Below are 22,428 nucleotides of genomic sequence, written 5' to 3'. Positions count from 1 at the left end.
TTATTATTGTTTTTAATATTTAATTCAACTGTAAATTCCAAAACAATGGATGACAATATGATTGATAATACTATTATGTTGATAAATGAAATCACAAGAGTTGGCGAGACAGAAAAGTGGAATAGTAGTCTCTTCTTTGAGGGAGCTTTGAAAGTGCATGTGCTAAAAGATGGAACTTTAACTGATAGAGGAGTATACGTTTTATCTAAAAATAAATTTGGTTATCCAGCCACAATCAAAGTCTTAAACTTAAATGATAAAGAGAAAAAATATAAATTTGTTTTTTCTCCTTCAAATCAACCTGTGTTTAAAAAACCGATAAAGGCTGATGTAAAGTTGTTAAAAGAAAATAATATTTTCTTTAAATATTCGGAGCTGGTTGAAAAGGACTCAGCAATTTACTCTAGTCCGTACAGCCCAAATACATTATATAAACATATATTTGTTAATCAAAAAAATAATTCTATAATATATGAATTTTATTCATCAAAAAATGAAATTGAAAGTCAAATAAACTATATTAGGCTGGTTGTTTTATTTGGTGGTGGAAATAAGTAATATAATTTTTTCGTTAAAAACGAAATTTAATTAATGATAAAAAACCCGCCGAAGCGGGTTTATTGATTTACATATTCGGGTAGTTTGGACCACCGCCACCCTCAGGAGTTACCCAAGTGATGTTTTGAGATGGATCTTTGATATCACAAGTCTTACAGTGAACACAGTTCGCAGCATTAATCTGGAAGCGCTTAGAACCATCATCATTTTCCATAATCTCGTAAACACCAGCAGGGCAGTAGCGTTGAGCAGGCTCATCCCATTTTGGTAAGTTGACATTGACTGGAATAGAAGCATCGGTCAGCTTTAAGTGAGCTGGCTGATTCTCTTCATGTACGGTATTCGATACAAATACAGAAGATAAACGATCAAAGGTTAATTTACCGTCTGGCTTTGGATAGGTCGGTTTAAATGTCGCAGCATCTACAGTTTTTAATGCACTAAAGTCAGGTGCAAGGTCATGTAGGGTAAATGGCACTTTAAAGATATTTTGATCGATAAAGTTAAATGCACCACCCATCCATAAACCGAATTTATGCATTGCTGGGCCAAAGTTACGCGAACGATGTAACTCTTCTTTTAACCAACTGTTGTTAAACTTGTCCGTATATGCAGTCAATTCTTTAGCAAAGAAGTCTTCGCCTTCAGCGACACGCGCCACTGCTAAATCGCCACCTTTCTCATGACCGGCTTGAATTGCCTCAAATACAGCTTCACCGCACAACATACCCGATTTCATCGCAGTATGAGAGCCTTTGATTTTAGCAAAGTTTAAGAAACCTGCATCATCACCAATTAAGCAACCGCCTGGGAAGGTCAGTTTAGGTAGAGAGTTTAGACCGCCTTTAACAACTGCACGTGCGCCATAAGAAATACGCTTACCGCCTTCAAGATATTGCTTGATCAGTGGATGTGTTTTCCAACGTTGCATTTCAGCAAAAGGATACATGTGTGGATTTTCATAAGATAAATCAACAATCATCCCCAAGGTCACTTGGTTGTTTTCAGCGTGATATAACCACCAGCCGCCTGAAGAACCTGTTTCTGCCAAAGGCCAGCCTGAACCGTGCATCACTAAACCTGGTTTATGTTTTGCAGGGTCAATTTCCCAAAGTTCTTTGATCCCGATACCGTAATGTTGTGGATCAGCATCTTGGTCTAAGTTGTATTTTGCAATCAAACGTTTACCAAGGTGTCCACGGCAACCTTCTGCAAAAATTGTGTATTTTGCATGAAGCTCGTAGCCAGGAGTAAAGTTGTGCGTCGGTTCACCATCTTTACCAATACCCATATCACCAGTTTGGATGCCTTTTACAGAACCATCTTCATGATAAAGGATTTCTGAAGCAGCAAAGCCAGGAAAGATAGAAACTTCTAACTCTTCCGCTTTTTGACCTAACCAACGCACGACATTACCCAATGAAATAACATAGTTACCATCATTGTGCATGGTTTTAGGCACCATCCAATGCGGCGCTTCTTGTGACTTTTCAGCAGACATGAGGAAATAAGTTTTGTCCTCAGTCACAGGTACATTTAAAGGTGCACCTTGTTCTTTCCAGTCAGGGAAAAGTTCATTGATTGCACGAGGTTCAAGTACAGCACCAGAAAGGATATGCGCACCAACTTCAGAGCCTTTTTCAACCACACAGACGGAAAGGTCTGGAAGATTGTTTTCAAGAGCTAATTGACGAATTTTAATCGCAGCAGAAAGACCCGCAGGGCCTGCGCCTACGATCACTACGTCAAACTCCATCGATTCGCGTTCGATGTGTTCCATGTAGGACTCCTCATATTTCTAAGGGTGGCAACCGTGAGCATTTATTGGGAATTAATAAATCGGTGCTGCCATGAGTGTTCTAAAAATTCCGTGATACGAATTAACGCTCGTACCAATAATATATTTTGCGCTAGTATAGTTAGAAACCCTAATCTAGCCAATTGGCTGAGTCGTATTATTTTTAAGTCAGCAAGGCATAAACCATGGTAAATCAAAATAATTCAACATCAGCGGCTCAAAATCAGCCAGATTCTGATAATAAAAACTTAATGAGCATTGCACAATACTTAAAAGATGTACAGGCGGGTCACAAAAGGTCAATACCCCCTTTAGAGCAGTGGCAGCCAAAGCATTGTGGCAAAATGGATTTAACGGTAAAAGCCAATGGAGAATGGTGGCACGAAGGTCAATTGATCAAACGCCAAGCGCTTTTAGACCTGTTTACAAAAGTACTTTGGAAAGAAGACGGAAAGTTCTATTTAAAAACCCCAGTTGAACAGATTGAAATTCAAGTTGAGGATGAACCTTTATTGGTCAATCAAGTTGATCAGGTGAATCTTGATGGGCAGGTCTATCTACAAGTTACCACCACCAATCAAGACATTACACTGATTGATCCAGAACACCCTATTTTTATGCGTGAATATCAAGGTGAGTTAAGACCTTATGTACATATTCGTTTTGGGATAAATGCCTTGATTCAACGTTCTGCTTTTTTCAATCTGATTGAATATGGGAAATTGCTTGAAAATGAACAAGGAGATACCATTTTATCTTTAGAAAGTGGTGATTTTCACTTGCAATTAGGGACTTGAGGTTTAATCTTGTTAATTATTTTTACCGTATGCCAATAGTGGATCAAATGAGCGCGATTCTTCCTCTCTCTCCTCTAGAAAATCCAATGCCAAAAGCCTTGGCAGATGCCCCGATTGGTATTTTTGATTCAGGTATCGGTGGGCTTTCTATTGCACAGGAAATTGCCAATTATTTGCCAAATGAACGTATTGTTTATTATGCCGATACTGCACATGTCCCTTATGGCCCACGGACGGATCAAAATATTCGTGAATTAACTGCGCAAGCAATCGAGTGGTTATATCGTCAAGGTTGTAAAATCGCAGTTGTGGCATGTAATACCGCTTCAGCATTTAGTCTGGATTATTTACGTGATCATTATGGTGAAAACTTTCCTATTGTTGGGCTGGTGCCTGCTTTAAAGCCAGCAGTGCTACAAACCCAGTCTAAAGTGGTTTCAGTTTTGGCTACACCTGCCACTTTTCGTGGAAAATTGATCAAAGATGTGATGCAGCGTTTTGCAGAACCTGCCAATGTTGAAGTACTAACGATTACCAATCTTGAACTGGTTCCCTTGATTGAATCTGGACGTTATAACAGTTTGGAATGTAAACATAGCCTGCAAAAGGTTTTAGATCCAGTCATTGCCAAAGGTTCAGATTATTTGGTGTTGGGCTGCACCCATTACCCTTACTTAAAACAAAGTATTCAAGAATTATACGGCCCTCAGCTTAACTTAATTGATTCTGGATTAGCGGTTGCACGACAAACGGCGCGTATATTGTTAAAAAATGAGTTAATATCAAGTAGCTTGCAAGAAAAAGGGGTGCGTTTACAATGTTTTGTGAGTGGGGGAAATGCAAAACAATTAGAAAATGTCATCAAACATCTCATACAACCAAAAATTACATGGTCTGTAGAAAATATTGTTGAAAAACTCGGCTAATTCTTTCAATATTGAACAGATTTAATATATTTTCATAAGTGTAGGGCATATCCAACTTAAAGCTCATGGATGGATTTAAGTAGGGTGTGACAAGAATGGGTTAACCTATGCTCGATAAACGGTATCAAGTTTTTATTACAACATCTGGCAAAGAAATGCAGCCAGAACGGATGGTCGTGTCACAAACCCTTATCGGGATGGGGTTTTTTTCTTGGGGATTAGAACAACGGACGCCATTAAGTACCGCATTTGCACGTCGTCAGATAGATGACTGTGATTACGTTTTATTGTTGTTGGGGAGTCAGTACGGTGAACAATCTGTTTCAGGGGTGAGTTATCTACATCTTGAATATATTTATGCGGTGACCAAACAGAAACCAATTATTGTATTTATGCATGAGAGTCCTGAATTTCGCGAACCGCATTTAAAAGAAGAAAGTACGCTGCTAAAAGAAAAGTTTAATGAATTTAGACATCAACTACAAAAAGAAGTTGAGCAAGTCGTTACTTATCGAACTTTACGAGATTTAGAACTTGCGGTACGTTCATATATGCCACAAATGCTAGAACGTTATCCTGTCGTAGGATGGGTCAGACCTCAGAATATTCAGGTCTTACAAGATGAGATTGATCGTTTAAAAGCAAAGTTGGCACATGTTTCCGTAGAGCAAGGGAAAAAAGAAGCAGATCCATTTTTAACTTTACCCAAAGTTTCATTACATGAAGTGTTTAATTTTGATTATCGAATGCATGCCTATCAAGATGGTAATTTTAAAGAGTTATCGCCAGCGCGTGAGATGACATGGGCAGAGTTATTGAAAATTTTATCAGTTGAATTTAGACAACCGACGTCTGAGGATTTTTTCTCTAAAGTCTTAAACGAATATTTGAATAATACGGGTTTAACTGACGCGCAAGTGGTGATGCCACGTGCTCATGCTGTATCTAGAGCGCAGATTAATGTGCGTTCATTGCATACGATTAAGCAGCAAGTCCGTCAAAATGAATGGATCATCCCTGTGGGGCGTGATGATCGTCAGCGTATGCTCTGGCAGATGACGGATAAATGCGTAAAGTTACTTGAAAATTCACAACGTATTAGCAGTCGCTCTTCAATTTTTTAAGTTAAATAAATTGAGTGAGTTAAGATAAAAAATTTTGTTTAGATAAAGACTCTGTTAAGCTGATCATTCGAGATAAACTATTCTGTAAATGGGGTGAAAATGTCTTTATCTAAACCTAAGGTTCTGATTATTATTGCTAATTTAGGGACACCAGATGCGCCTACAGCTCCAGCTGTTCGGGCTTTTTTAAAGCAGTTTTTATCAGATCAGCGCGTCATCGAAATTCCCAAAATTTTATGGGCAATTATTTTAAATGCATTTGTTCTGCCTTTTCGACCAAAGCGTGTTGCCGAAGCTTATGCACAAGTCTGGTCAAATGATTCACCGATGCGTGAAATTCTATTTGAACAAGTTGAATCACTACAAAAAAAATTAATAAGTACCAATGCTGATTTAGATTTAGAGATTGTGCCAGCAATGACCTATGGGCGACCGGGTATCGATGCTGTATTGAATGATGCGAAAAACAAGCAGTATGACCATATTATTCTTTTTCCGTTATTTCCACAGTACTCGGCAACATCAACCGCCCCTTTATATGATGCCGTTGCACAATGGTTGTTAAAGCAACGCAATATTCCGGGTTTAAGTTTTATTCGAGATTATTATCAACACCCACTTTATATTCAGGCCTTAGCTAACAGTGTGCGTGATTATCAGCAGCAATATGGACCAGCCACTAAACTGTTGATGTCTTTTCACGGGATCCCACAGCCTTATGCAGATAAAGGCGATCCTTATGCAGAGCGTTGTCGTATCACTGCACTTAAGGTGGCTCAGGCGTTGAATTTAAAAGACGACCAATGGGCGATCAGTTTCCAATCCCGTTTTGGAAAACAAGAATGGGTAAAACCGTATACCGATCAACTATTGCAAGAGTGGGCAGCGCAAGGTGTTGAATCTGTTCAAGTGCTGAGCCCTGCATTTTCGGCAGATTGTTTAGAAACCTTGGAAGAGCTGGCGATTCAAAATGCTGAATTGTTTTTAAAAGCAGGTGGTCAACACTATGCTTACATTCCTGCATTAAATAGCCGTGCGGATCATATTGACTTATTTGAGCAACTTTTACAGACTCAATTGAATACACTCAAGTTTCATTTACAGGTATAGGGTTTTTTAGGAAAATTATCATGTTACAAGTCAAGATTGTACCCGTTACTGCATTCGCCCAAAATTGTTCTATTGTTTGGGATTCGGAAACCAAAGAAGCGGTATTGATTGATGCTGGTGGTGAGCCTGAGAAATTAAAACAAGAAGTTGAAGCATTAGGACTGACAGTCAAAGCATTGTGGTTAACACATGGTCATTTGGATCATGCTGGTGCAGTAGGTGCATTGGTCAAAGAATGGAATGTGCCTGTGATTGGTCCGCATAAAGAAGACCTGTTTTGGTTAGAAATGATTCAAGACGTATCTGCCCGTTATGGATTTCCAATTCCTGAGCCTGTTCATGTCAATCAATGGTTAGAGGGTGGCGAAAAGTTAAACTTAGGGGATGAAGAGTTTGAGGTGCGTTTTGCACCAGGACATACACCAGGCCACGTCATTTTTTACAATGCCAAATATGGTGTGCTTTGGACAGGAGATGTACTGTTTAAAGGTTCAATTGGCCGTACTGACTTTCCAAAAGGCAACCATCAACAGCTCTTAGATTCAATTCAGCGTGAATGTTTTACCCTACCTGATGAAACTCAATTTATTTCAGGGCATGGTCCGATGAGTACTATTGGTTTTGAAAAGCAACACAATCCTTTTGTGGCAAGTAAAGCGGGTTAAGTATTCGCTGTCTGGCTTTATAGTAAAAATAAGAAATGAAAAATGGTGAAGTAATCAATGTTTTACTCACCATTTTTGTTTTAAATGTATATTTTATTAATGATTCAACATTTAATAAGGATCTGTAATAGTAACGTGAATAATCTGAGTAAAACAAAGCATAGACTATGTTATTTATGCTCATCTTTAAATAACTCCTGCAAAAGTCATTCATCTCATCATTGAAATAATATGCGTGGAGAATGAGAAAATTAAAATTAGACTTCTTTCATAAGTCCTTTTTAAAACTATAAATCAACATAAAATCCCCCTCATCCTAGCCTTCTCCCAAAGGGAGAAGGGACTTTCAATGCTAATTTATTAACGACACATGATCATTTTTTGATTTATGAAAGAGATCTATAAAATAGTTTAATAATAGTGTTAAATTGATTTAAATCACCGCTACTTTACCATTTCCAATTTGATTAATAAGATGACTATTGCAAATAGAATTCCAATTGCGATAAAAGAAAAATCGAGTGCATATACTCCAATAAAAGTAAAAAATGCGCATAAAATCAATAAAATAGTGATAAATATTTTTAAACCTATAAACATTTAAATGCTCCTTGTTTTATCATGGCTGAAAACTAATCAAACTTTTATTATGTTTAAAGTATGAAATAAACCTGTTGTATCAGATCCAAAGTCTTATGAAAAATGAATGCTTACTGTGAAGTTTTAATATAAAGTTTCTTTAGTGTATTGTGATAATTAAGTAAGTTCAAGATCAGCCAGTAAAATGATAAAAATCTAGGAAAGCTTAGGAATCCTCAGCTTGCGGTGCATCTTCTGTAGGTAAGGTATAATCTCCATTGGCCCATGCACCTAAATCGATCAATTTACAACGCTCAGAGCAAAATGGACGAAATTCGTTGCCTTCCCATGTAGATGGTTCACCGCAGCGGGGGCAAGGAAAAGTTTTAGACATATGGAAATCCTCATTTAAAAAAGCAAAAACCGTAAAGAGTTGTTAAACTTGTGAACGATTTCTTGTTAGTTTGATCTGATTATGTCGATTCGTCAATTTCAAGCACAGCGTATGCATGCTCCTCGTGATTTTCAATGTATTGAAAATAACCCAATTTGTGTAGAAATTGGGGCAGGAAAGGGCAAACATGCCTTGCTCTTTTCTGAACAGCACCCTGAACTGAAATTGATTGCAATAGAAAGAACCCGTGAAAAATTTATTGCCATGCAGAAACAGCATCAGTTGGAAGGTCAAACAAATTTAACCCCTATTCATGCTGATGCATTGCCATGGGTGGTGCATGCACTTTATCCCAATCAGGTACAACAGTTTTTTATTCTCTATCCAAATCCAGAACCGCATAATCCTGCGCAGCGCTGGTTAAATATGCCTTTTTTTGAATTTTTGCTTTCCAGATTATCTCCAAATGGCAGTATCACGTTAGCCAGTAATATTCCTGAATATATTGCTGAAGCAGAACAGCAACTAAAAGATGTTTGGAAACTGCCTTATGAAAAACAAACGATTGCATCAGATTCAGCACGTACGCATTTTGAAATTAAATATTTAGAACGCGGTGAATTGTGTCAGCAATTGATTATTGCTAAACCTGAACACTATCAAACCCGTTTTGATAAGGTCGGACCACGTCAAGGTCAAAGTGTTGACAACCAATCAGAGCCGTCTGATGCCAATTAAGAAAATTGCCATCATCGGGGCAGGGCCAGCAGGTTTAATGGCTGCAGATGTTTTAAGTCAGTCTAAAACTGATTATGAAGTTCATGTTTTTGAACAGAAACCTTCTGCTGCACGTAAATTTTTGATGGCTGGAAAGACGGGGCTGAATATTTCCCATGCAGAAGTATTTGAACAATTTATTCAACGTTATGATCATGTGGAATGGTTAAGACCTTGGGTTGAAAAGTGGGATGCGACATGGATTCAAAGTTGGATGCATGGTTTAGGGATTGAATCCTATGTGGGCAGTTCAGGGCGAGTTTTTCCTGTAGAAATGAAGGCCGCGCCTTTGTTACGTGCTTGGTTAAAGCAGTTGGCAGGGCAGCACGTTCAATTTCATTATCGTCATCAAATTACTGATTTAAAACAGCAACAACTCGAAATTCTTGATCTAAGAAACAATCAAGCACAGCTTTTGAATTTTGATGCGATTATTCTGGCTTGTGGTGCTGTGTCATGGTCACGTTTAGGCAGTGATGGCGCATGGCAAAAGTGGTTACCTGCTTCTGAAATTGAAGCGTTTCAAGCGAGTAATGCCGGTGTGGTTCGGGCATGGTCGAATTATATGCAACCTGTCTTTGGTCAGCCTCTTAAACGTGTAGATGCTTGGGTGGAAAATTCTGCAAAGACACAAGGTGATATTGTGATTACCCATTATGGATTAGAAAGTGGTCTCATCTATAAGCAGGGGCGATTATTACGTCAATTGGTACAGCACAATCAACCTATGTCGATTTATTTAGACTTGTTACCTGATCAAACTGTTCAAAAGCTTACTCAGAAATTGCAGCCGTCCAAAAAGCAATCCAGTACCAATATTTGGCGCAAGGCAGGTTTAGATGCTGCCAAAGCCAATCTGATTCGTGAATTGGTAGATAAATCAGTATGGAACATTCCTGAAAAACTCGCACAACAGATTAAGCATTTAAAAATTGAGCTTCAGGGATTTCGTCCGATTGAAGAAGCGATCAGCTGTGCTGGTGGTGTAAAGCAAGCCGTATTAACACAGCATTTACAACTAAAATCCAATCCCTCTGTATTTTGCTGTGGTGAAATGCTGGACTGGGATGCCCCGACAGGAGGATATTTATTGACTGCGTGTTTTGCGACAGGGCGTGCTGCAGGTGAGGGTGTACATCAATATCTCAGTAGATGAGATTAGGCAAAAAAATGATGGTGTTTTGATTAAAAACGCGACTTTTATGCTAGTTTGATGCTATTGCCAATAGCCTTTGAAATAGGGAGATTTTCTCAATGTCTGCTGAAAAAATATATACAGGAAGTTGTTTGTGTGACGGTATTCACTATGAGATTCATGGTGAAATTGGAGAGGTGATCGAGTGTCATTGCCAACGTTGTCGTAAAGCCAATGGCACAGCATTTGCGACCAATGCGCCAATTCAAAAAGCAGATTTTAAAATCACCAAAGGTGAGGAATTACTGAAAAAATTTGCATCGACAGCAACAACAACACGTTGTTTCTGCCAAGAATGTGGCTCACCGATCATCAGCATTAAAGCAGAAACACCAGATACCTATCGTTTAAGAATTGGAACTTTAGATACAGCTTTAGAACAGAAGCCAACAATGCATATTTTTACTGCTTATAAAGCAGAGTGGGATACGATTTGTGACGGTTTACCTCAATATGATGAGCGTCCATAATCGTGTAGAAAGGGATCGAATAGATCCCTGACTTGATTGTGTTGTTGTTATTTTGCAGTTAAAGCATTGCCTTCAAATTTGATGCCATTCCAGCCATTTTGCATAAACTGGCGAATGTTTTGATGGTCTGTTGCATCAGGCGTTGCCAAAACAGCAGCATAATGCTCTGCAAATAGATTCAGTGTTTGTTGTTGATCTAAATCATTTAATTGTGCAAAAGAAAAAACTTTGGCACTGCCTTGGTTCTCTGTGGCAGCATTATGCTGTTGACCATTTTGGAATGCAGTCGGTGTGTGGGTATAACGAGCTTCGATATGACTGATGACATCTGCAAATTTTGCATTGCCTGCTTGAAGTTGTTTCAATAAATCTTGAGCCATGATGTGAAAATTCCGTGTTAAATCGTGCCAATATCATAGCCTATGGTTAAATAATTCAGTAATGCTATTTAATATTTTGAGATGGGCCATTCTTTAACCATATTTGCTAAAATAACAGCATCGAAATCCATAAAAATAGGTCGGTATGAATCGTCATAATATTAAAAATAAAGATTCAAACTTTATTTTGAGCCTGATCGGTCTTTTTGCTGAACGCCCATTATTATTAAAACTACGCCGTATCTTGATGGGTTTTATTCCTTTTCTACAGCTACAAAGTCAGGTCAAGAATATTGTGTATTTGTCATGGTTGGTGAATATAGATCAAGTTCGTTCACGCTATCCACAGCCTATTCAGTTATGGGAAAAGCAAGGGAAAACGATTTTTACCATACTGACATATCAGCATGAACATTTTGGTTTTTCTTTTTTAGGTCCATTACGCAAATTGATGCCATCACCGAAACAAAGCAATTGGCGTTTTTATATTGCCCCTACACAACAGGATAAAACGGTGATTTTCGAGCAAGTTGTGATTGACCAGCAGCTTTATGTTTTGAGTGGGCGTTTGGCAAGTGATGCGATGCCAGCACAATATGCAAAGAAATTTGTTCATCAAGTCTCTGAACAGCTGATTCAAACAGAACTCGAACTTGATCCTGTTTATCAATTATCCAGCACGGTTCAAATCAATACAGATCCGCGCTTGCCTGAGGCGTGGCAAAATTTATTCTCTTCATGGGATGAGACCATTCAATATCTGGCTGAACAAGACCATGCATGGGTAGAATGGGTCGATCAACCTGAAAAACTATCACAAGGGGATATTGAAATGCCTTTTGATTTTAGTCAGGTTCTGCCTGCGCAAGTGCTTAATATTGCTTGCCCCTTGCTAAAACAATGGGGTGTTCGTGAACAAGATGTATTTGCCTTTGTTGTGCCAACTTTGGACTTTTATGTCAGAAATGAGTTGCCACTTAAATTAGATCGTTAAGCTTCTCCATGTTAATCTGTGGATAACTATCCACTTATACACAAGTTGCTTATAAACAAGCTGAGCTGTAAAAAATCGGATGGTGGGTAAATGCGTTTTTTAAAAAGTTTTAAGGATATCTAAACATGAATTGGCTATTGGTCGCATGCGGTGGGGCAATTGGTGCAAGCTTACGTTATGGTGCAGGATTTATTATTTCTAAACCACATAGCCTATTCCCTTGGACAACATGGTCGATCAATATCTTGGGCTGTTTCTTGGCTGGGATTTTTTTCGCTTTTACCCAACGCTATCCTATTTTACAGAATGAAACTCGATTATTTTTAATGGTTGGAATCCTCGGTGGTTTTACAACTTTTTCCAGTTTTGGTCTGGAAACATTCCAGCTGATTCGGCAGGGACAGTTTCCAATCGCTTTGGCTTATACCGTTTCTAGTGTGATTGTTGGTGTGATCTGTTTAGCGATAGGCTTTTATATTTTTCAAATGCTTTTATCCACAAAATAATGTGCAATATTCAAAAATGAAAAAGCCTAAGCTGAGGGAAGCTTAGGCTTAGACACAACATATAGTTCAATTAACGTTTAAAACGGGCAAAGCGTTTATTGAAGTTGGCAATACGACCCTCATTGCTTGCCTGACGAATTTCACCTGTATAGAAAGGATGTGAAGCACTAGATATATCGAGGGTGACATAAGGATATTGTGTGCCTTCATATTCTTTGGTATTTGTTGTCTTGATCGTGCTACCAATAACAAAGTATGCATTGGCATTGGTGTCATGAAATAACACTTGACGATATTCTGGGTGGATACCTTGGCGCATGGTTTTAACCTCTAATTATTTAAACATTATGTAATGTTATAATATTACATTTAATTTGTAAAGTACTTCATTTGATGGGTATTTGTGTTGTCTAGTGGATTTGAAAAAAGTGAGATAAAAAAGAAGCCTAAGCAGGAGGATCTGGCTTAGACTTCAAATATAAGTTTAATGTAAAGCTCTATCCTTAAAATTAGATGAAGCGTATAACGAAATTTTTAAAATGAATGCATTGATCATGTTACTTTTAAATGAACTGGATGCAATCGACTTCAATAAAAAACATCAAGAAAACTTAGTCTTGTAAAGGCACCAGCTCTTCAAAGAGATCTTTTAAATTATCATGGACTTTAAGTTGAATCAGATTCCAGTATTGTCCTGAAATCGTACGATTTACCATTAAAGTATCTGGCGATGGTTTAAATACATCCCAATATTTTAACGATTTTTTAACCAGTTTGATGCCATCATGATGTGCTGAATTTTCAGCAAAATCATAATGTGTAGTCAATGGTCGTAATAAAATTTCAAGCCATGCCTCATATAACTCTACTGGAAATTTACCTTTTTCAGCCAGTGCATCTAAAACGGTTAAATGCTCTTCAATCGTCACAATATCTTGTTTTCGTGCAGCTCTGACCAAGGCTTTAAAATGAGTAATGATTTCATTGGATAAGGTTTTTACACCGCCAAAATCGTAAATGATCACACTGCCATCTTCACGGAAAGCAAAGTTGCCAGGATGGGGGTCACAATGGAAACGTTTTAAGAAGAAAATCTGTTGACCCAATGCCAAGATTAAGCGTCGACCAATTTCATTGCGCACAGATAAATCCCAAGTACTTGCAGTCTCAATACTTTCACCTTTTTCAAGGCTTAGGGTTAAGATGCGACGACTCGAATAGTCTGTAAACACTTTGGGAATAATAATTTTTGTGTCCAAAGCTTGATGGAATGTTCTAAAAACTTGTAAGTTTTGTGCCTCAATTTCGTAATTGAGTTCTTCATGTAAGCTGTCTTGAATTTCTTTAAATAAGCGATCTTGTAATTTTTTATCTACTTTTAAAACACCCATTAAGCGTAATGCCAAACGAACCTGTTTTAAGTCACTTTCACATGCTTCATCTACCCCAGGATATTGTACTTTGACCACAACTTCAGTGCCATTTTTTAACATGGCTTTGTGGACTTGACCAATAGATGCTGCTGCGAAGGGTTGTTCATCAAAATGCAGAAAGGTTTGATCAATTGGTTTGCCTAGCTCGCGTTCTACTTGTTGTTTAATTTCAGCAAATGGCATTGCAGGTGCTTGACGTTGTAATTTAGCAATTGCCCGCGCGACTTCAGGTGGAAAGATATCTTTATATTGCGAGGCGATTTGACCAACTTTCATCACAGCACCTTTCATTTCTCCTAAGGTATCTGCAATTTGAACACCAATATCTTGGAACAGCTTACTGCGGGCCTCATTTTTTTGTTCTTCATCCGCATTAAAGTTACGAATTGAATTTGATACCGTTTTCGTCGCGATACTTGCAGTCATACTCGCAAGTTTCATAAAGCGGCGACCTGGGGTACTGGTACTTCTCGACATTCGTAACCATCCTTTAATTGGGATTAGACGTTTAATTCATTTTGATCATAGGCGACTATTGTTAAACTGCCTACTCTAATTTGTTAAGCGTTTGTTTCTACTTGGCTATTTTTAATCTTGAAATACCCAGCATGCTTTAGGTTTCTTCTCAGTAGTTTTGGATTAAAATATTCTTCAATATTTTAATCGTTGTTGGATCATGAAAGTTTATCGTTATTTAACTGGTAAGGATGATGTGAATTTCTGTGCACGGGTCAGTAAAGCTTTAAATGACGGCTATGAGTTATATGGTTCTCCAACGATGACGTTTAATGGAACTGATGTCATTGTGGGGCAAGCCATCGTAAAAGAGGTTGGCAATGAATCTGAGATGTCTGAAAAGTTTCAGCAAGCCTATCAGCTTCAATCTGAGTAAAATAAAGTACACTTATAAAAAATAATGCTGTATTTAAACAGCATTATTTTTAGATAAACGCATTCAATATAAGCGTTTTTAATTTAAGCCTGACTCAACCTTTTATTGTTCATATACAGGCGCGTTAATAATAAAACACAGGCGATGGTCAGTCCAATGATCAGTCCTGTCCATACCCCAGCGGCGCCCATATCGGTATAGCGAGCCAAATAAATCCCAACAGGGAAAGCGATGATCCAGTAGGCCAGCATGGTAATCCACATTGGGCCTTTGGTATCTTGCATTCCACGTAAACAACCCGCAGCACTGACTTGCCATGCATCCATAAGTTGGTAGCCAATCGCAAATAAAATTAAATATATCGCTGCTTGGGAAACATCATAGTCACTGGTATAAACAGACACAATTTGAGGGCGTAAAATCAACAGCAGTAACATGGTGATACAGGCAAATAAGGTACTGGTCATTAATCCAACTTTCTGGACTTTTCGCATCGCATACCAATTCTTTTCGCCATAATAAGTCCCTGTACGAATGGTCAGTGCTAAAGCCAATGACATCGGAATCATAAACAATTGCGATGTGATAGATAAGGCAATTTGATGTGCTGCAACAGTAACTTCACCAAGCGGACTGAGTACAATTGCACCTGTACTAAAAATACTGACCTCAAAGAAAATCGCCAAACCAATCGGTAATCCCAGTTTGAGGATACGTTTAATCAGTACGCGGTCTATTTTCTCAAACATATTTAAGGGTTGTGTAGCTTGGTAGCGTTTGGCTTTTAAAATATAAATGCTAATCGTGATGAACATGATCCACTGCAACAAAGCTGTTGCAAAACCACAGCCAGCACTTCCCAAGTGTGGAATCGGCCCAATCCCATACATAAAAATAAAATTCAGCGGAATTTGTACCACAAGCGCAACAAGGCTAATCACTGTGACAGGGCGAGGGTAGCCTAAAGCTTCTGAATAGCCGCGTAATGTTGAATACATGGTAAAAGCAGGCATACCAAAAGCAATTGCATGTAAAAATAAACTGGCTTTAGGCAATAAAGATTCAGGCACACCAACCAAAGGCAACAATAAAGGAATGATCTGTAAAACAAGCATGCCAATAATACCCAGCAATAAGGCAACCCATAAAGACTGGCGAACAATCGAAGGGATGTTTTCTGGGGTACGCGCACCATTGGCTTCTGCCACTAAAGGTGTGGTTGCGATCATGATGCCACTAAACAGCAGCATGACTGGAATCCATAAACCTACACCAACAGCAATTGCGGCAAGATCTTCGGGAGACATATGCCCAGCCATAATGGTATCAATCAATCCAAAGCCTGCGGCAGCAAACTGAGTGATTAAAATTGGGAGCATTAAGTTAAAGAGTTGCTTTAATTCAAAGCGGGTAGTTGTGGCTTTTATCGATGCAGACACAGGAAATACTCGTTTTAAATGTGCTTAGAAAATAGATTGGTTAGCGTTGTAGAGTGAGAAGCACACCTATAAAAATCACCACGCCACCTAAAAGACGTTGCCAGTTTACTGGCGTTTTATCTGTACCCAGTAGTCCAAATTGGTCAACGATCATCGACATTGCAATTTGTCCAAAAATAATTAAGCCTGACAGGGTTAAAAAACCCAGTTTTGGTGCAGTATAAATGCTCATACTGATTGCATAAACACCTAAGCAGCCACCTAGCCAAAGATACCAAGGTATCACTGCTAAACTTGAAAGGGTTGGTCTTTGTTCAGCTTGTACAATCACCAAAATAGCGAGCAATAGTGTACCAACTAAAAAGGATAAAAGGGCAGCTTGTAATGGAGAATGCAGATATTCACGCAATTGAGTGTTAATCGCGGTTTGAAAGGTCATGGCAATGCCAATACCCATGGTGAGTGGTAAAAGGAACAATAATTGACTCGATAATTTCAGCATTCTTCTTCATCTACTTTTATTGTTAATGTTCAGTCTAAAGCAAATTGATGACTTGTTCTAATCGGATGGTAGAAGTCATGTTAAAATAATCATTCTCTAAACTTGTTCTGAGCTTTCTTTGACTGATTTAACACCTCAAAATATACCTTTGTCGCTTTATATCCATATGCCGTGGTGTGTCCGTAAGTGTCCGTATTGTGACTTTAACTCACATGCTGTACCCGATGGGAAGCTGTCTTTAGATTTAGAGCAAGAATATTTACTGGCATTGGTTGAAGACTTTAAAACCCAAGTGGATTTTGCTCAGGGACGTAAAATTCATAGTGTGTTTATTGGTGGTGGAACCCCGTCATTGATCTCTGCACAAGGTTATCAGTGGCTTTTTACCCAGCTAAAAGCTTTAGTCCCGTTTGAGCAGGATTGTGAAATTACTTTGGAAGCCAATCCAGGGACGGTTGAACATGATCCATTTGCAGATTATTTAGATGTTGGAATTAATCGTTTATCGCTTGGGGTGCAAAGTTTTAATCCTGATCATTTAACAAAGCTGGGGCGTATCCATTCCAATGATGATGCTGTTTCCGCCATTCAACATGCCAAACAAGCGGGTTTTCAACGCGTCAACGTAGATTTGATGCATGGTTTGCCAGAACAGACTTTAGAACAAGCCTTATATGACTTAAAACTTGCAGTCGAAAATGGGGCAACCCATATTTCATGGTATCAATTGACCATTGAACCGAATACGGTTTTTTTCCGCACTCAGCCTATTTTGCCTGTAGATGATGTTCTGGAAATCATCCAAGAACAGGGTGAGCAATATTTAAAGGCCAATGGCTTTATCAATTATGAAGTGTCTGCATGGCGGAAAGAAAAACCGTCATCACATAATTTAAATTATTGGCAATTTGGCGATTATTTAGCGATTGGGGCAGGGGCACATGGCAAAATCACCCAAGCTGATGGCGTATACCGTTTTCAAAAAACCCGTTTGCCTAAAGACTACTTAGCCAAAGTGCCGGCTGAACATTTGCAATTTAAACGTATTGAAAAACAAGACATGCCTTTTGAATTTATGATGAATGCTTTACGTTTAAATGAGGGTGTTCATGCGCAAATGTATCCTGAACGTACAGGATTGAATTTGTCTGATTTAGATCAGGTGATTGGTTCATTAAAACAGCGTAAATTGATGTTAAATGATGACACACAGTTGGCATGTACAGCGCAAGGTCATGTATTTTTAAATTCTGTGCTGGAAGAGTTTCTATAAATCTACAGCACAACAATTTAGCTTTTGTTATGATCTGACTTAAAACAATAATCTATTAAAAGTTAAGGTCATCACAATGAATAAGTTTCTAATCAGTATGTTATTTGCTGTGGCAAGCATTTCACTGGCATATGCAAAAAACGTTGTACCCCAATTTAGCGACTATCCTGTGAAAGCTGTGTATACAGGCAAGACTGCGAAACTTGATCTTTCAGACCCAAGCGCCAATATGTTTCGTACTCGACTGAGAGATGCATTAACACAAAAACCAGATTTTGCCGGTGAATATGTCACCACCATGTGGGGTTGTGGTGGGGGATGTAGAGTCTATTCTTTTATCAATAAACGTACGGGTCAGCTTTTAGCGGATGGCTTTGGTGGTGAGGAACGGACTGAAGATGTGATTGCAACACGTCCAAACAGCCGTCTCTTAGTCACACAAGAAGAGCATATGGATCAAAACTATACAGTGGATAAAGTGACTACACGTTTTTATGTGCTCGAAAAAAATCGATTTAAGTTGCTTAAAACCATTACTCAACCCACATCTAAAACTCAATAGAGAGATAGGGTAGGATATGATCCTGCCTGTTCGTTCAACATCGTAACGGGTTTATTTAAATGATTGTTTAAACCTTATAATGTTTGCTTTAGAGCATCCTTGATTATTGAAAACGCGGGGGAAACCAGTTTTCTACTGGTATAAAATAAATAAAATGCTGGGTGGGTAATTGAGTATTCAGGCATGATTTCAATTAAATGCCCCTGATTGATCTGAGGACCTGCCAGATCTTGAGGAATGTACGCAATACCATAACCACATAAGCTTGCTTCTAGAATTTGCTCAATGCTGGTAAAGATCAATTGCCCTTCACCTTTAAATGCAATGTTCTGTCCATTTTCAGTAAAGGTCCAAGACAAAAGCGAATGATCTGTCAGTATTCGTACATGAAGACAAGCATGTTTTTTTAAATCATGGATCGATAGAGGCATTGTATGTTTGGCGATATAGTCAGGTGATGCAACCAAGCACATTTTGATAGGCTCGCTAATCGGAATCGCGACCATGTCTTTCTCGACTAAATTACCCAGTCGTACTCCTGCATCATAACCTTCCTTGGCGATATCAATACGTCTATTTTCTGAAATCAGCTCAATTTGAATATCTGGATAATCAAATACGATATTTTTGAGTTTTTTCCACAGATGATATTTGATGACATAATCATCTGCTGAGATTTTTACCTTTCCTACAGGTTTATCATGCATAGAGCTTAATAGTTCTAAACCAAGTGTAATATCTTCTATATTTTTACCCACCAGCTCAAATAATCGTTGACCTGCATCAGTAACTGTCAGACTACGTGTTGTGCGATTAAACAGTTTGAGTCCAATTTGCTCTTCTAAATGACAAATACTTTGGCTGATAGCAGATTGTGTCACACCAAGCTGAGCTGCAGTTTTGGTAAAATTTTTATTTTGAATCACTGCGGTAAATGTACAGAGATCATTTAAATTTGTTTTCATTATTTATAAGTATCACTAATGATAGCAATCAGATTATAGCAGCTAATTCTGTGAATGTTGCTTTGTTAAGATGTATCTATCGCAACAAAAATCAATTGGATTCAAAATGACAAATGTAAAAATCAAAGCACCGTATTGGGAAATTGCTGCAAATCTATATTTCCCTGAAAATTTTAATCAAACTGAAAAATATCCAAGCATTATCAGCGCTCATCCGATTGGGAGTTGTAAAGAGCAAACATCAGGAAATGTCTATGCTAAAGCATTAGCAAAAGCTGGCTTTGTCGTGATTGCCTTTGATGCCAGTTTTCAAGGAGAAAGTGGGGGTGAACCTCGTTCTATTGAAAATCCAACTTTACGCGTCGAGGATTTTCGTTTAGTGGCTGATTATTTGGTCACACTTAATTATGTCGATGAAAATAGAATTGGTGTGTTAGGGATTTGTGGTGGTGGTGGTTATGCATTAAATGCAGCAATGACCGAAAAACGGATTAAGGCCGTGGGTACGGTAGATGCGGTGAATTTTGGACGTCTATCACGTGAAGGGTTTAGTCAATGGAATCCATTGGAAAAGTTAGAGCTTATTGCAAAACAACGCACAGCTGAAGCGCGGGGCGAAGTACGACGAGTCGATGGTTTATTACCGAATACGGTGTCAGAAGCACAAGCCGCAGGTATCAATGATATTGATGTACTCGAAGCAACTGAGTATTACAAAACAGAACGTGGTCAACATCCTAACGGTGAATCTAAAGCATTATTTTCTCATTCAGCTGTTTCAATTGGATGGGATGCATTTCATCTAGCTGAAGTATTACTGACACAGCCATTGCTTATCATCGCAGGAGATAAAGTCGGTGGCTTTGGATCATACCGTGACAGTCTGGAAATCTATGGGCGAGCACGTTCTGAAAACAAGCAACTGCTGATTGTAGAAGGGTGGTCACATTATGATTTATATGACAAATCTGAGCCTGTTGCCCAAGCATTAGCAAAACTGATCCCCTTTTATCAAACATATCTTTAAGTTCAGGCTTTCAAGGATAGGCTTCTGCTACAAGTGAATGAATATCACTGTAGTGCAGCTTGCACTGTTATATCTTAAAAACAAAGAGCGCCGTAGCGCTCTTTGTTTTTTCAGAAATTTTAAATTTTAGTAATCAAAACTAAAGTGTTCTGCATCAAGTGCCATCATGGTACGAGATGGATTCACCATAGACTCTGCATGACCTTGTGAACGTGGTAATAATTGTTCAAAGTAGAAATCTGCAAGTTTGATTTTTGCTTTATAGAACTCAGGAACTTCAGCACCGTTACCAGACGCTAATTTCTCAGAAGCGACTGCTGCTTGTTGCGCCCAGTAGTAAGCCATCATTGCATAACCAGAGAACATTAAGAAATCGACAGAAGCAGACGATACGATTTCACGGTCTTTGCGAGCTGCAAGCATGATACGAACAGTCAAAGCATTCCATTGCGCACAGATCTTGGTTAAATCCCAGGCAAAACGACGCATATATTTGTTACGTGCATGTTGACCACAGAATTTCAAGATTTCAGCGGTATATTCACGAACCACTTTACCTTTAGATGAAAGCAGCACTTTACGACCAATTAAATCCAGTGCTTGAATACCTGTTGTACCTTCGTACAAAGTCGCGATACGCGCATCACGTGCAATTTGTTCCATGCCATGCTCTTTGATATAGCCATGACCACCAAACACTTGCATACCCAAATTCGCAGATTCAAGCCCCATTTCTGTCAAGAAACCTTTGAGAATCGGGGTATAGAAACCAAGCTTATCATCATATTCTTCAAATTTTGCTTGATCACCTTGTAACATTGCATCAGTCATTTTATCTGCAAGCTGAGCTGCATGATAAATCATGGCACGACCGCCTTCTGCAAATGCTTTTTGAGTCAAAAGCATACGACGTACATCGGCATGGTGAATGATTGCATCAGCCACTTTATCTGGATCTTTTTTACCAGATAGAGCACGCATAGACATACGGTCTTTTGCGTATGGTAAAGCACCTTGGAATGATAATTCCGCGTGAGCAAGGCCTTGTACAGCAGTACCAATACGCGCTGTGTTCATGAAGGTGAACATTGCATGTAAGCCTTTATTCACTTCACCAATCAAATAACCTGTTGCGCCATCAAAGTTCAATACCGCAGTTGCAGATGCACGAATCCCCATTTTGTGTTCAATAGAACCACAAGTCACAGGATTACGTTCACCCACTGTACCTTCAGCTGTAGGGATGAATTTAGGCACAATAAACAATGAAATACCTTTGGTACCTGCGGGTGCATCTGGAAGACGCGCAAGAACGATATGGATAATGTTTTCAGTTAAATCATGTTCACCGGCAGAGATGAAGATTTTTGTCCCTGTAATCGCATAAGTACCATCAGCATTAGGTTCAGCCTTAGTTTTTACTTGACCTAAGTCTGTACCACATTGTGGTTCAGTCAGACACATTGTTCCTGACCATGTACCCGCAGTCAGGTGTGGCATATAGGTGTTTTTTTGTTCGTCTGTACCAAATTGCAGGATGGTATTCATACATCCCATGCTCAAACCTGGATACATGGTGAATGACCAGTTTGCAGTCCCCATCATTTCAGATTTGATCAGGTTTAATGACATCGGCAAACCTTGACCACCAAACTCTTCAGGATAAGACAGACCTTGCCAGCCACCTTGAATAAATTGGTTATAAGCTTCTTTAAAGCCTTTTGGTGTCGTAACTTCACCATCTTTAAAATGACAACCTTCTTCGTCACCAGATTGATTCAGTGGAGAAAGTACATTTTCACAAAAATCTGCAGCACCTTCTAAAATCATATCGACAGTATCAGCATCGGCATTTTCGCCAATTGATAGTGTTTTATAATGTGCAGAATAGTCAAAAACTTCATTCATTAAAAAACGTATGTCACGGAGCGGCGCTTTATATGCTGGCATGTGTTTAATCCTAATTTAAAAATAGTTTTGGATTTTCAATCTATAGCTTCATTATTCATAATCATATGGGAATTACATTGATAAGACTCTCTAAAAAAATTGTCAGAAATGC

At 38.7% G+C, this 22,428-nt stretch carries 24 protein-coding genes; 15 read left to right on the top strand and 9 right to left on the bottom strand.

Annotated elements, in window-relative coordinates; genetic code table 11:
* Nucleotides 1–57: 57 nt before the first annotated feature.
* Nucleotides 58–558: a hypothetical protein gene (locus MTO68_RS21065; protein ID WP_244014224.1), complete on the top strand. Its 501-nt coding sequence runs from the start codon at nt 58–60 to the stop codon at nt 556–558.
* Nucleotides 559–625: 67 nt separating this feature from the next.
* Here MTO68_RS21065 and MTO68_RS21060 read toward each other — a convergent pair whose 3' ends face one another.
* Nucleotides 626–2,338: an electron transfer flavoprotein-ubiquinone oxidoreductase gene (locus tag MTO68_RS21060; RefSeq protein WP_004725573.1), complete on the bottom strand. Its 1,713-nt coding sequence runs from the start codon at nt 2,336–2,338 to the stop codon at nt 626–628.
* A 203-nt stretch (nt 2,339–2,541) separates the two neighbouring features.
* Here MTO68_RS21060 and MTO68_RS21055 point away from each other — a divergent pair, with 203 nt between their 5' ends.
* The 5 genes from MTO68_RS21055 (at nt 2,542) to MTO68_RS21035 (ending at nt 6,978) form a co-directional block, all read left to right on the top strand.
* On the top strand, nt 2,542–3,153 hold the full coding sequence (locus tag MTO68_RS21055; RefSeq protein WP_244014222.1) for a DUF1285 domain-containing protein: 612 nt from the start codon (nt 2,542–2,544) through the stop codon (nt 3,151–3,153).
* 47 nt (nt 3,154–3,200) lie between these two features.
* Nucleotides 3,201–4,079, top strand: a complete 879-nt coding sequence (murI, locus tag MTO68_RS21050) for a glutamate racemase (RefSeq protein WP_035370572.1) — start codon at nt 3,201–3,203, stop codon at nt 4,077–4,079.
* A gap of 107 nt (nt 4,080–4,186) precedes the next feature.
* Nucleotides 4,187–5,203, top strand: a complete 1,017-nt coding sequence (locus MTO68_RS21045; RefSeq protein ID WP_004816781.1) for a DUF4062 domain-containing protein — start codon at nt 4,187–4,189, stop codon at nt 5,201–5,203.
* Nucleotides 5,204–5,302: 99 nt separating this feature from the next.
* Nucleotides 5,303–6,313: a ferrochelatase gene (gene hemH / locus MTO68_RS21040; protein ID WP_244014220.1), complete on the top strand. Its 1,011-nt coding sequence runs from the start codon at nt 5,303–5,305 to the stop codon at nt 6,311–6,313.
* 20 nt (nt 6,314–6,333) lie between these two features.
* Entirely contained in the window at nt 6,334–6,978 is a 645-nt protein-coding gene (locus tag MTO68_RS21035) for an MBL fold metallo-hydrolase (RefSeq protein WP_034616439.1), read from the top strand.
* 805 nt (nt 6,979–7,783) lie between these two features.
* Here MTO68_RS21035 and MTO68_RS21030 read toward each other — a convergent pair.
* A complete protein-coding gene (locus tag MTO68_RS21030) occupies nt 7,784–7,951 on the bottom strand; it encodes a DNA gyrase inhibitor YacG (RefSeq protein ID WP_004816790.1) in 168 nt (55 codons plus the stop codon).
* Between the two features lie 75 nt (nt 7,952–8,026).
* Between MTO68_RS21030 and MTO68_RS21025 the strand changes: the two genes are divergently transcribed.
* From MTO68_RS21025 to MTO68_RS21015, 3 genes are all read left to right on the top strand, one after another.
* On the top strand, nt 8,027–8,689 hold the full coding sequence (locus tag MTO68_RS21025) for a tRNA (guanine-N(7)-)-methyltransferase (protein ID WP_244016009.1): 663 nt from the start codon (nt 8,027–8,029) through the stop codon (nt 8,687–8,689).
* The gene (locus tag MTO68_RS21020) at nt 8,679–9,884 is read left to right on the top strand and encodes a TIGR03862 family flavoprotein (RefSeq protein WP_244016008.1); all 1,206 of its coding nucleotides are present in this window, start codon (nt 8,679–8,681) and stop codon (nt 9,882–9,884) included. Before MTO68_RS21025 ends, MTO68_RS21020 begins: the two co-directional genes overlap by 11 nt.
* 98 nt (nt 9,885–9,982) lie before the next feature.
* Nucleotides 9,983–10,393: a GFA family protein gene (locus MTO68_RS21015; RefSeq protein WP_004725587.1), complete on the top strand. Its 411-nt coding sequence runs from the start codon at nt 9,983–9,985 to the stop codon at nt 10,391–10,393.
* 47 nt (nt 10,394–10,440) lie between these two features.
* On the opposite strand, the gene MTO68_RS21010 is transcribed toward MTO68_RS21015, so the two are convergent.
* Entirely contained in the window at nt 10,441–10,773 is a 333-nt protein-coding gene (locus tag MTO68_RS21010) for a HopJ type III effector protein (RefSeq protein WP_244014218.1), read from the bottom strand.
* A gap of 145 nt (nt 10,774–10,918) precedes the next feature.
* On the opposite strand from MTO68_RS21010, the gene MTO68_RS21005 reads away from it, so the two are divergent.
* The gene (locus MTO68_RS21005; protein WP_244014216.1) at nt 10,919–11,767 is read left to right on the top strand and encodes a DUF2071 domain-containing protein; all 849 of its coding nucleotides are present in this window, start codon (nt 10,919–10,921) and stop codon (nt 11,765–11,767) included.
* A gap of 125 nt (nt 11,768–11,892) precedes the next feature.
* Nucleotides 11,893–12,273: a fluoride efflux transporter CrcB gene (gene crcB / locus MTO68_RS21000; RefSeq protein ID WP_034616430.1), complete on the top strand. Its 381-nt coding sequence runs from the start codon at nt 11,893–11,895 to the stop codon at nt 12,271–12,273.
* A gap of 70 nt (nt 12,274–12,343) precedes the next feature.
* Here crcB and MTO68_RS20995 read toward each other — a convergent pair whose 3' ends face one another.
* Both MTO68_RS20995 and MTO68_RS20990 read right to left on the bottom strand, forming a co-directional pair.
* Entirely contained in the window at nt 12,344–12,592 is a 249-nt protein-coding gene (locus tag MTO68_RS20995; protein ID WP_004816804.1) for a type B 50S ribosomal protein L31, read from the bottom strand.
* 292 nt (nt 12,593–12,884) lie between these two features.
* Nucleotides 12,885–14,183: an AarF/ABC1/UbiB kinase family protein gene (locus MTO68_RS20990; RefSeq protein WP_244014214.1), complete on the bottom strand. Its 1,299-nt coding sequence runs from the start codon at nt 14,181–14,183 to the stop codon at nt 12,885–12,887.
* A 199-nt stretch (nt 14,184–14,382) separates the two neighbouring features.
* Here MTO68_RS20990 and MTO68_RS20985 point away from each other — a divergent pair, with 199 nt between their 5' ends.
* The gene (locus MTO68_RS20985) at nt 14,383–14,598 is read left to right on the top strand and encodes a DUF1737 domain-containing protein (RefSeq protein WP_034616427.1); all 216 of its coding nucleotides are present in this window, start codon (nt 14,383–14,385) and stop codon (nt 14,596–14,598) included.
* Nucleotides 14,599–14,681: 83 nt separating this feature from the next.
* On the opposite strand, the gene MTO68_RS20980 is transcribed toward MTO68_RS20985, so the two are convergent.
* Both MTO68_RS20980 and MTO68_RS20975 read right to left on the bottom strand, forming a co-directional pair.
* Nucleotides 14,682–16,037, bottom strand: a complete 1,356-nt coding sequence (locus MTO68_RS20980; protein ID WP_096735236.1) for an MATE family efflux transporter — start codon at nt 16,035–16,037, stop codon at nt 14,682–14,684.
* Between the two features lie 40 nt (nt 16,038–16,077).
* Nucleotides 16,078–16,539 (bottom strand): DMT family transporter, encoded by a 462-nt coding sequence (locus tag MTO68_RS20975; RefSeq protein ID WP_004725603.1) that lies wholly within the window; start codon nt 16,537–16,539, stop codon nt 16,078–16,080.
* Nucleotides 16,540–16,657: 118 nt separating this feature from the next.
* Between MTO68_RS20975 and hemW the strand changes: the two genes are divergently transcribed.
* Together hemW and MTO68_RS20965 are read left to right on the top strand one after the other, a co-directional pair.
* Nucleotides 16,658–17,812 (top strand): radical SAM family heme chaperone HemW, encoded by a 1,155-nt coding sequence (gene hemW, locus MTO68_RS20970; RefSeq protein ID WP_275424467.1) that lies wholly within the window; start codon nt 16,658–16,660, stop codon nt 17,810–17,812.
* A 76-nt stretch (nt 17,813–17,888) separates the two neighbouring features.
* The gene (locus tag MTO68_RS20965) at nt 17,889–18,374 is read left to right on the top strand and encodes a hypothetical protein (RefSeq protein WP_244014212.1); all 486 of its coding nucleotides are present in this window, start codon (nt 17,889–17,891) and stop codon (nt 18,372–18,374) included.
* Nucleotides 18,375–18,448: 74 nt separating this feature from the next.
* Here MTO68_RS20965 and MTO68_RS20960 read toward each other — a convergent pair whose 3' ends face one another.
* Nucleotides 18,449–19,339: a LysR family transcriptional regulator gene (locus MTO68_RS20960; protein ID WP_004816817.1), complete on the bottom strand. Its 891-nt coding sequence runs from the start codon at nt 19,337–19,339 to the stop codon at nt 18,449–18,451.
* Between the two features lie 106 nt (nt 19,340–19,445).
* On the opposite strand from MTO68_RS20960, the gene MTO68_RS20955 reads away from it, so the two are divergent.
* On the top strand, nt 19,446–20,366 hold the full coding sequence (locus MTO68_RS20955) for an alpha/beta hydrolase (protein WP_244014210.1): 921 nt from the start codon (nt 19,446–19,448) through the stop codon (nt 20,364–20,366).
* Between the two features lie 126 nt (nt 20,367–20,492).
* Here MTO68_RS20955 and MTO68_RS20950 read toward each other — a convergent pair whose 3' ends face one another.
* Nucleotides 20,493–22,316 carry an acyl-CoA dehydrogenase C-terminal domain-containing protein gene (locus MTO68_RS20950; protein WP_004725609.1) on the bottom strand — a complete coding sequence of 608 codons (1,824 nt, stop codon included), beginning with the start codon at nt 22,314–22,316 and terminating at the stop codon, nt 20,493–20,495.
* Nucleotides 22,317–22,428 lie beyond the last annotated feature (112 nt).

This window comes from Acinetobacter sp. NyZ410, from assembly GCF_022828975.1.
GTDB classification, from domain to species: domain Bacteria; phylum Pseudomonadota; class Gammaproteobacteria; order Pseudomonadales; family Moraxellaceae; genus Acinetobacter; species Acinetobacter guillouiae.
This window is presented reverse-complemented; position numbering and strand designations above follow the sequence as displayed.

Coding starts and splice junctions, on each gene's coding strand:
- MTO68_RS21005 (WP_244014216.1), top strand. CDS start 10,919: ATGAATCGTCATAATATTAAAAATAAAGATTCAAACTTTATTTTGAGC.
- murI (WP_035370572.1), top strand. CDS start 3,201: ATGAGCGCGATTCTTCCTCTCTCTCCTCTAGAAAATCCAATGCCAAAA.
- MTO68_RS21020 (WP_244016008.1), top strand. CDS start 8,679: ATGCCAATTAAGAAAATTGCCATCATCGGGGCAGGGCCAGCAGGTTTA.
- MTO68_RS21055 (WP_244014222.1), top strand. CDS start 2,542: ATGGTAAATCAAAATAATTCAACATCAGCGGCTCAAAATCAGCCAGAT.
- MTO68_RS21065 (WP_244014224.1), top strand. CDS start 58: ATGATTGATAATACTATTATGTTGATAAATGAAATCACAAGAGTTGGC.
- MTO68_RS20995 (WP_004816804.1), bottom strand. CDS start 12,592: ATGCGCCAAGGTATCCACCCAGAATATCGTCAAGTGTTATTTCATGAC.
- MTO68_RS21015 (WP_004725587.1), top strand. CDS start 9,983: ATGTCTGCTGAAAAAATATATACAGGAAGTTGTTTGTGTGACGGTATT.
- MTO68_RS20950 (WP_004725609.1), bottom strand. CDS start 22,316: ATGCCAGCATATAAAGCGCCGCTCCGTGACATACGTTTTTTAATGAAT.
- MTO68_RS20985 (WP_034616427.1), top strand. CDS start 14,383: ATGAAAGTTTATCGTTATTTAACTGGTAAGGATGATGTGAATTTCTGT.
- MTO68_RS20960 (WP_004816817.1), bottom strand. CDS start 19,339: ATGAAAACAAATTTAAATGATCTCTGTACATTTACCGCAGTGATTCAA.
- MTO68_RS20955 (WP_244014210.1), top strand. CDS start 19,446: ATGACAAATGTAAAAATCAAAGCACCGTATTGGGAAATTGCTGCAAAT.
- MTO68_RS21045 (WP_004816781.1), top strand. CDS start 4,187: ATGCTCGATAAACGGTATCAAGTTTTTATTACAACATCTGGCAAAGAA.
- MTO68_RS20965 (WP_244014212.1), top strand. CDS start 17,889: ATGAATAAGTTTCTAATCAGTATGTTATTTGCTGTGGCAAGCATTTCA.
- MTO68_RS21060 (WP_004725573.1), bottom strand. CDS start 2,338: ATGGAACACATCGAACGCGAATCGATGGAGTTTGACGTAGTGATCGTA.
- MTO68_RS20990 (WP_244014214.1), bottom strand. CDS start 14,183: ATGTCGAGAAGTACCAGTACCCCAGGTCGCCGCTTTATGAAACTTGCG.
- MTO68_RS21010 (WP_244014218.1), bottom strand. CDS start 10,773: ATGGCTCAAGATTTATTGAAACAACTTCAAGCAGGCAATGCAAAATTT.
- hemH (WP_244014220.1), top strand. CDS start 5,303: ATGTCTTTATCTAAACCTAAGGTTCTGATTATTATTGCTAATTTAGGG.
- MTO68_RS21035 (WP_034616439.1), top strand. CDS start 6,334: ATGTTACAAGTCAAGATTGTACCCGTTACTGCATTCGCCCAAAATTGT.
- MTO68_RS21030 (WP_004816790.1), bottom strand. CDS start 7,951: ATGTCTAAAACTTTTCCTTGCCCCCGCTGCGGTGAACCATCTACATGG.
- crcB (WP_034616430.1), top strand. CDS start 11,893: ATGAATTGGCTATTGGTCGCATGCGGTGGGGCAATTGGTGCAAGCTTA.
- MTO68_RS20975 (WP_004725603.1), bottom strand. CDS start 16,539: ATGCTGAAATTATCGAGTCAATTATTGTTCCTTTTACCACTCACCATG.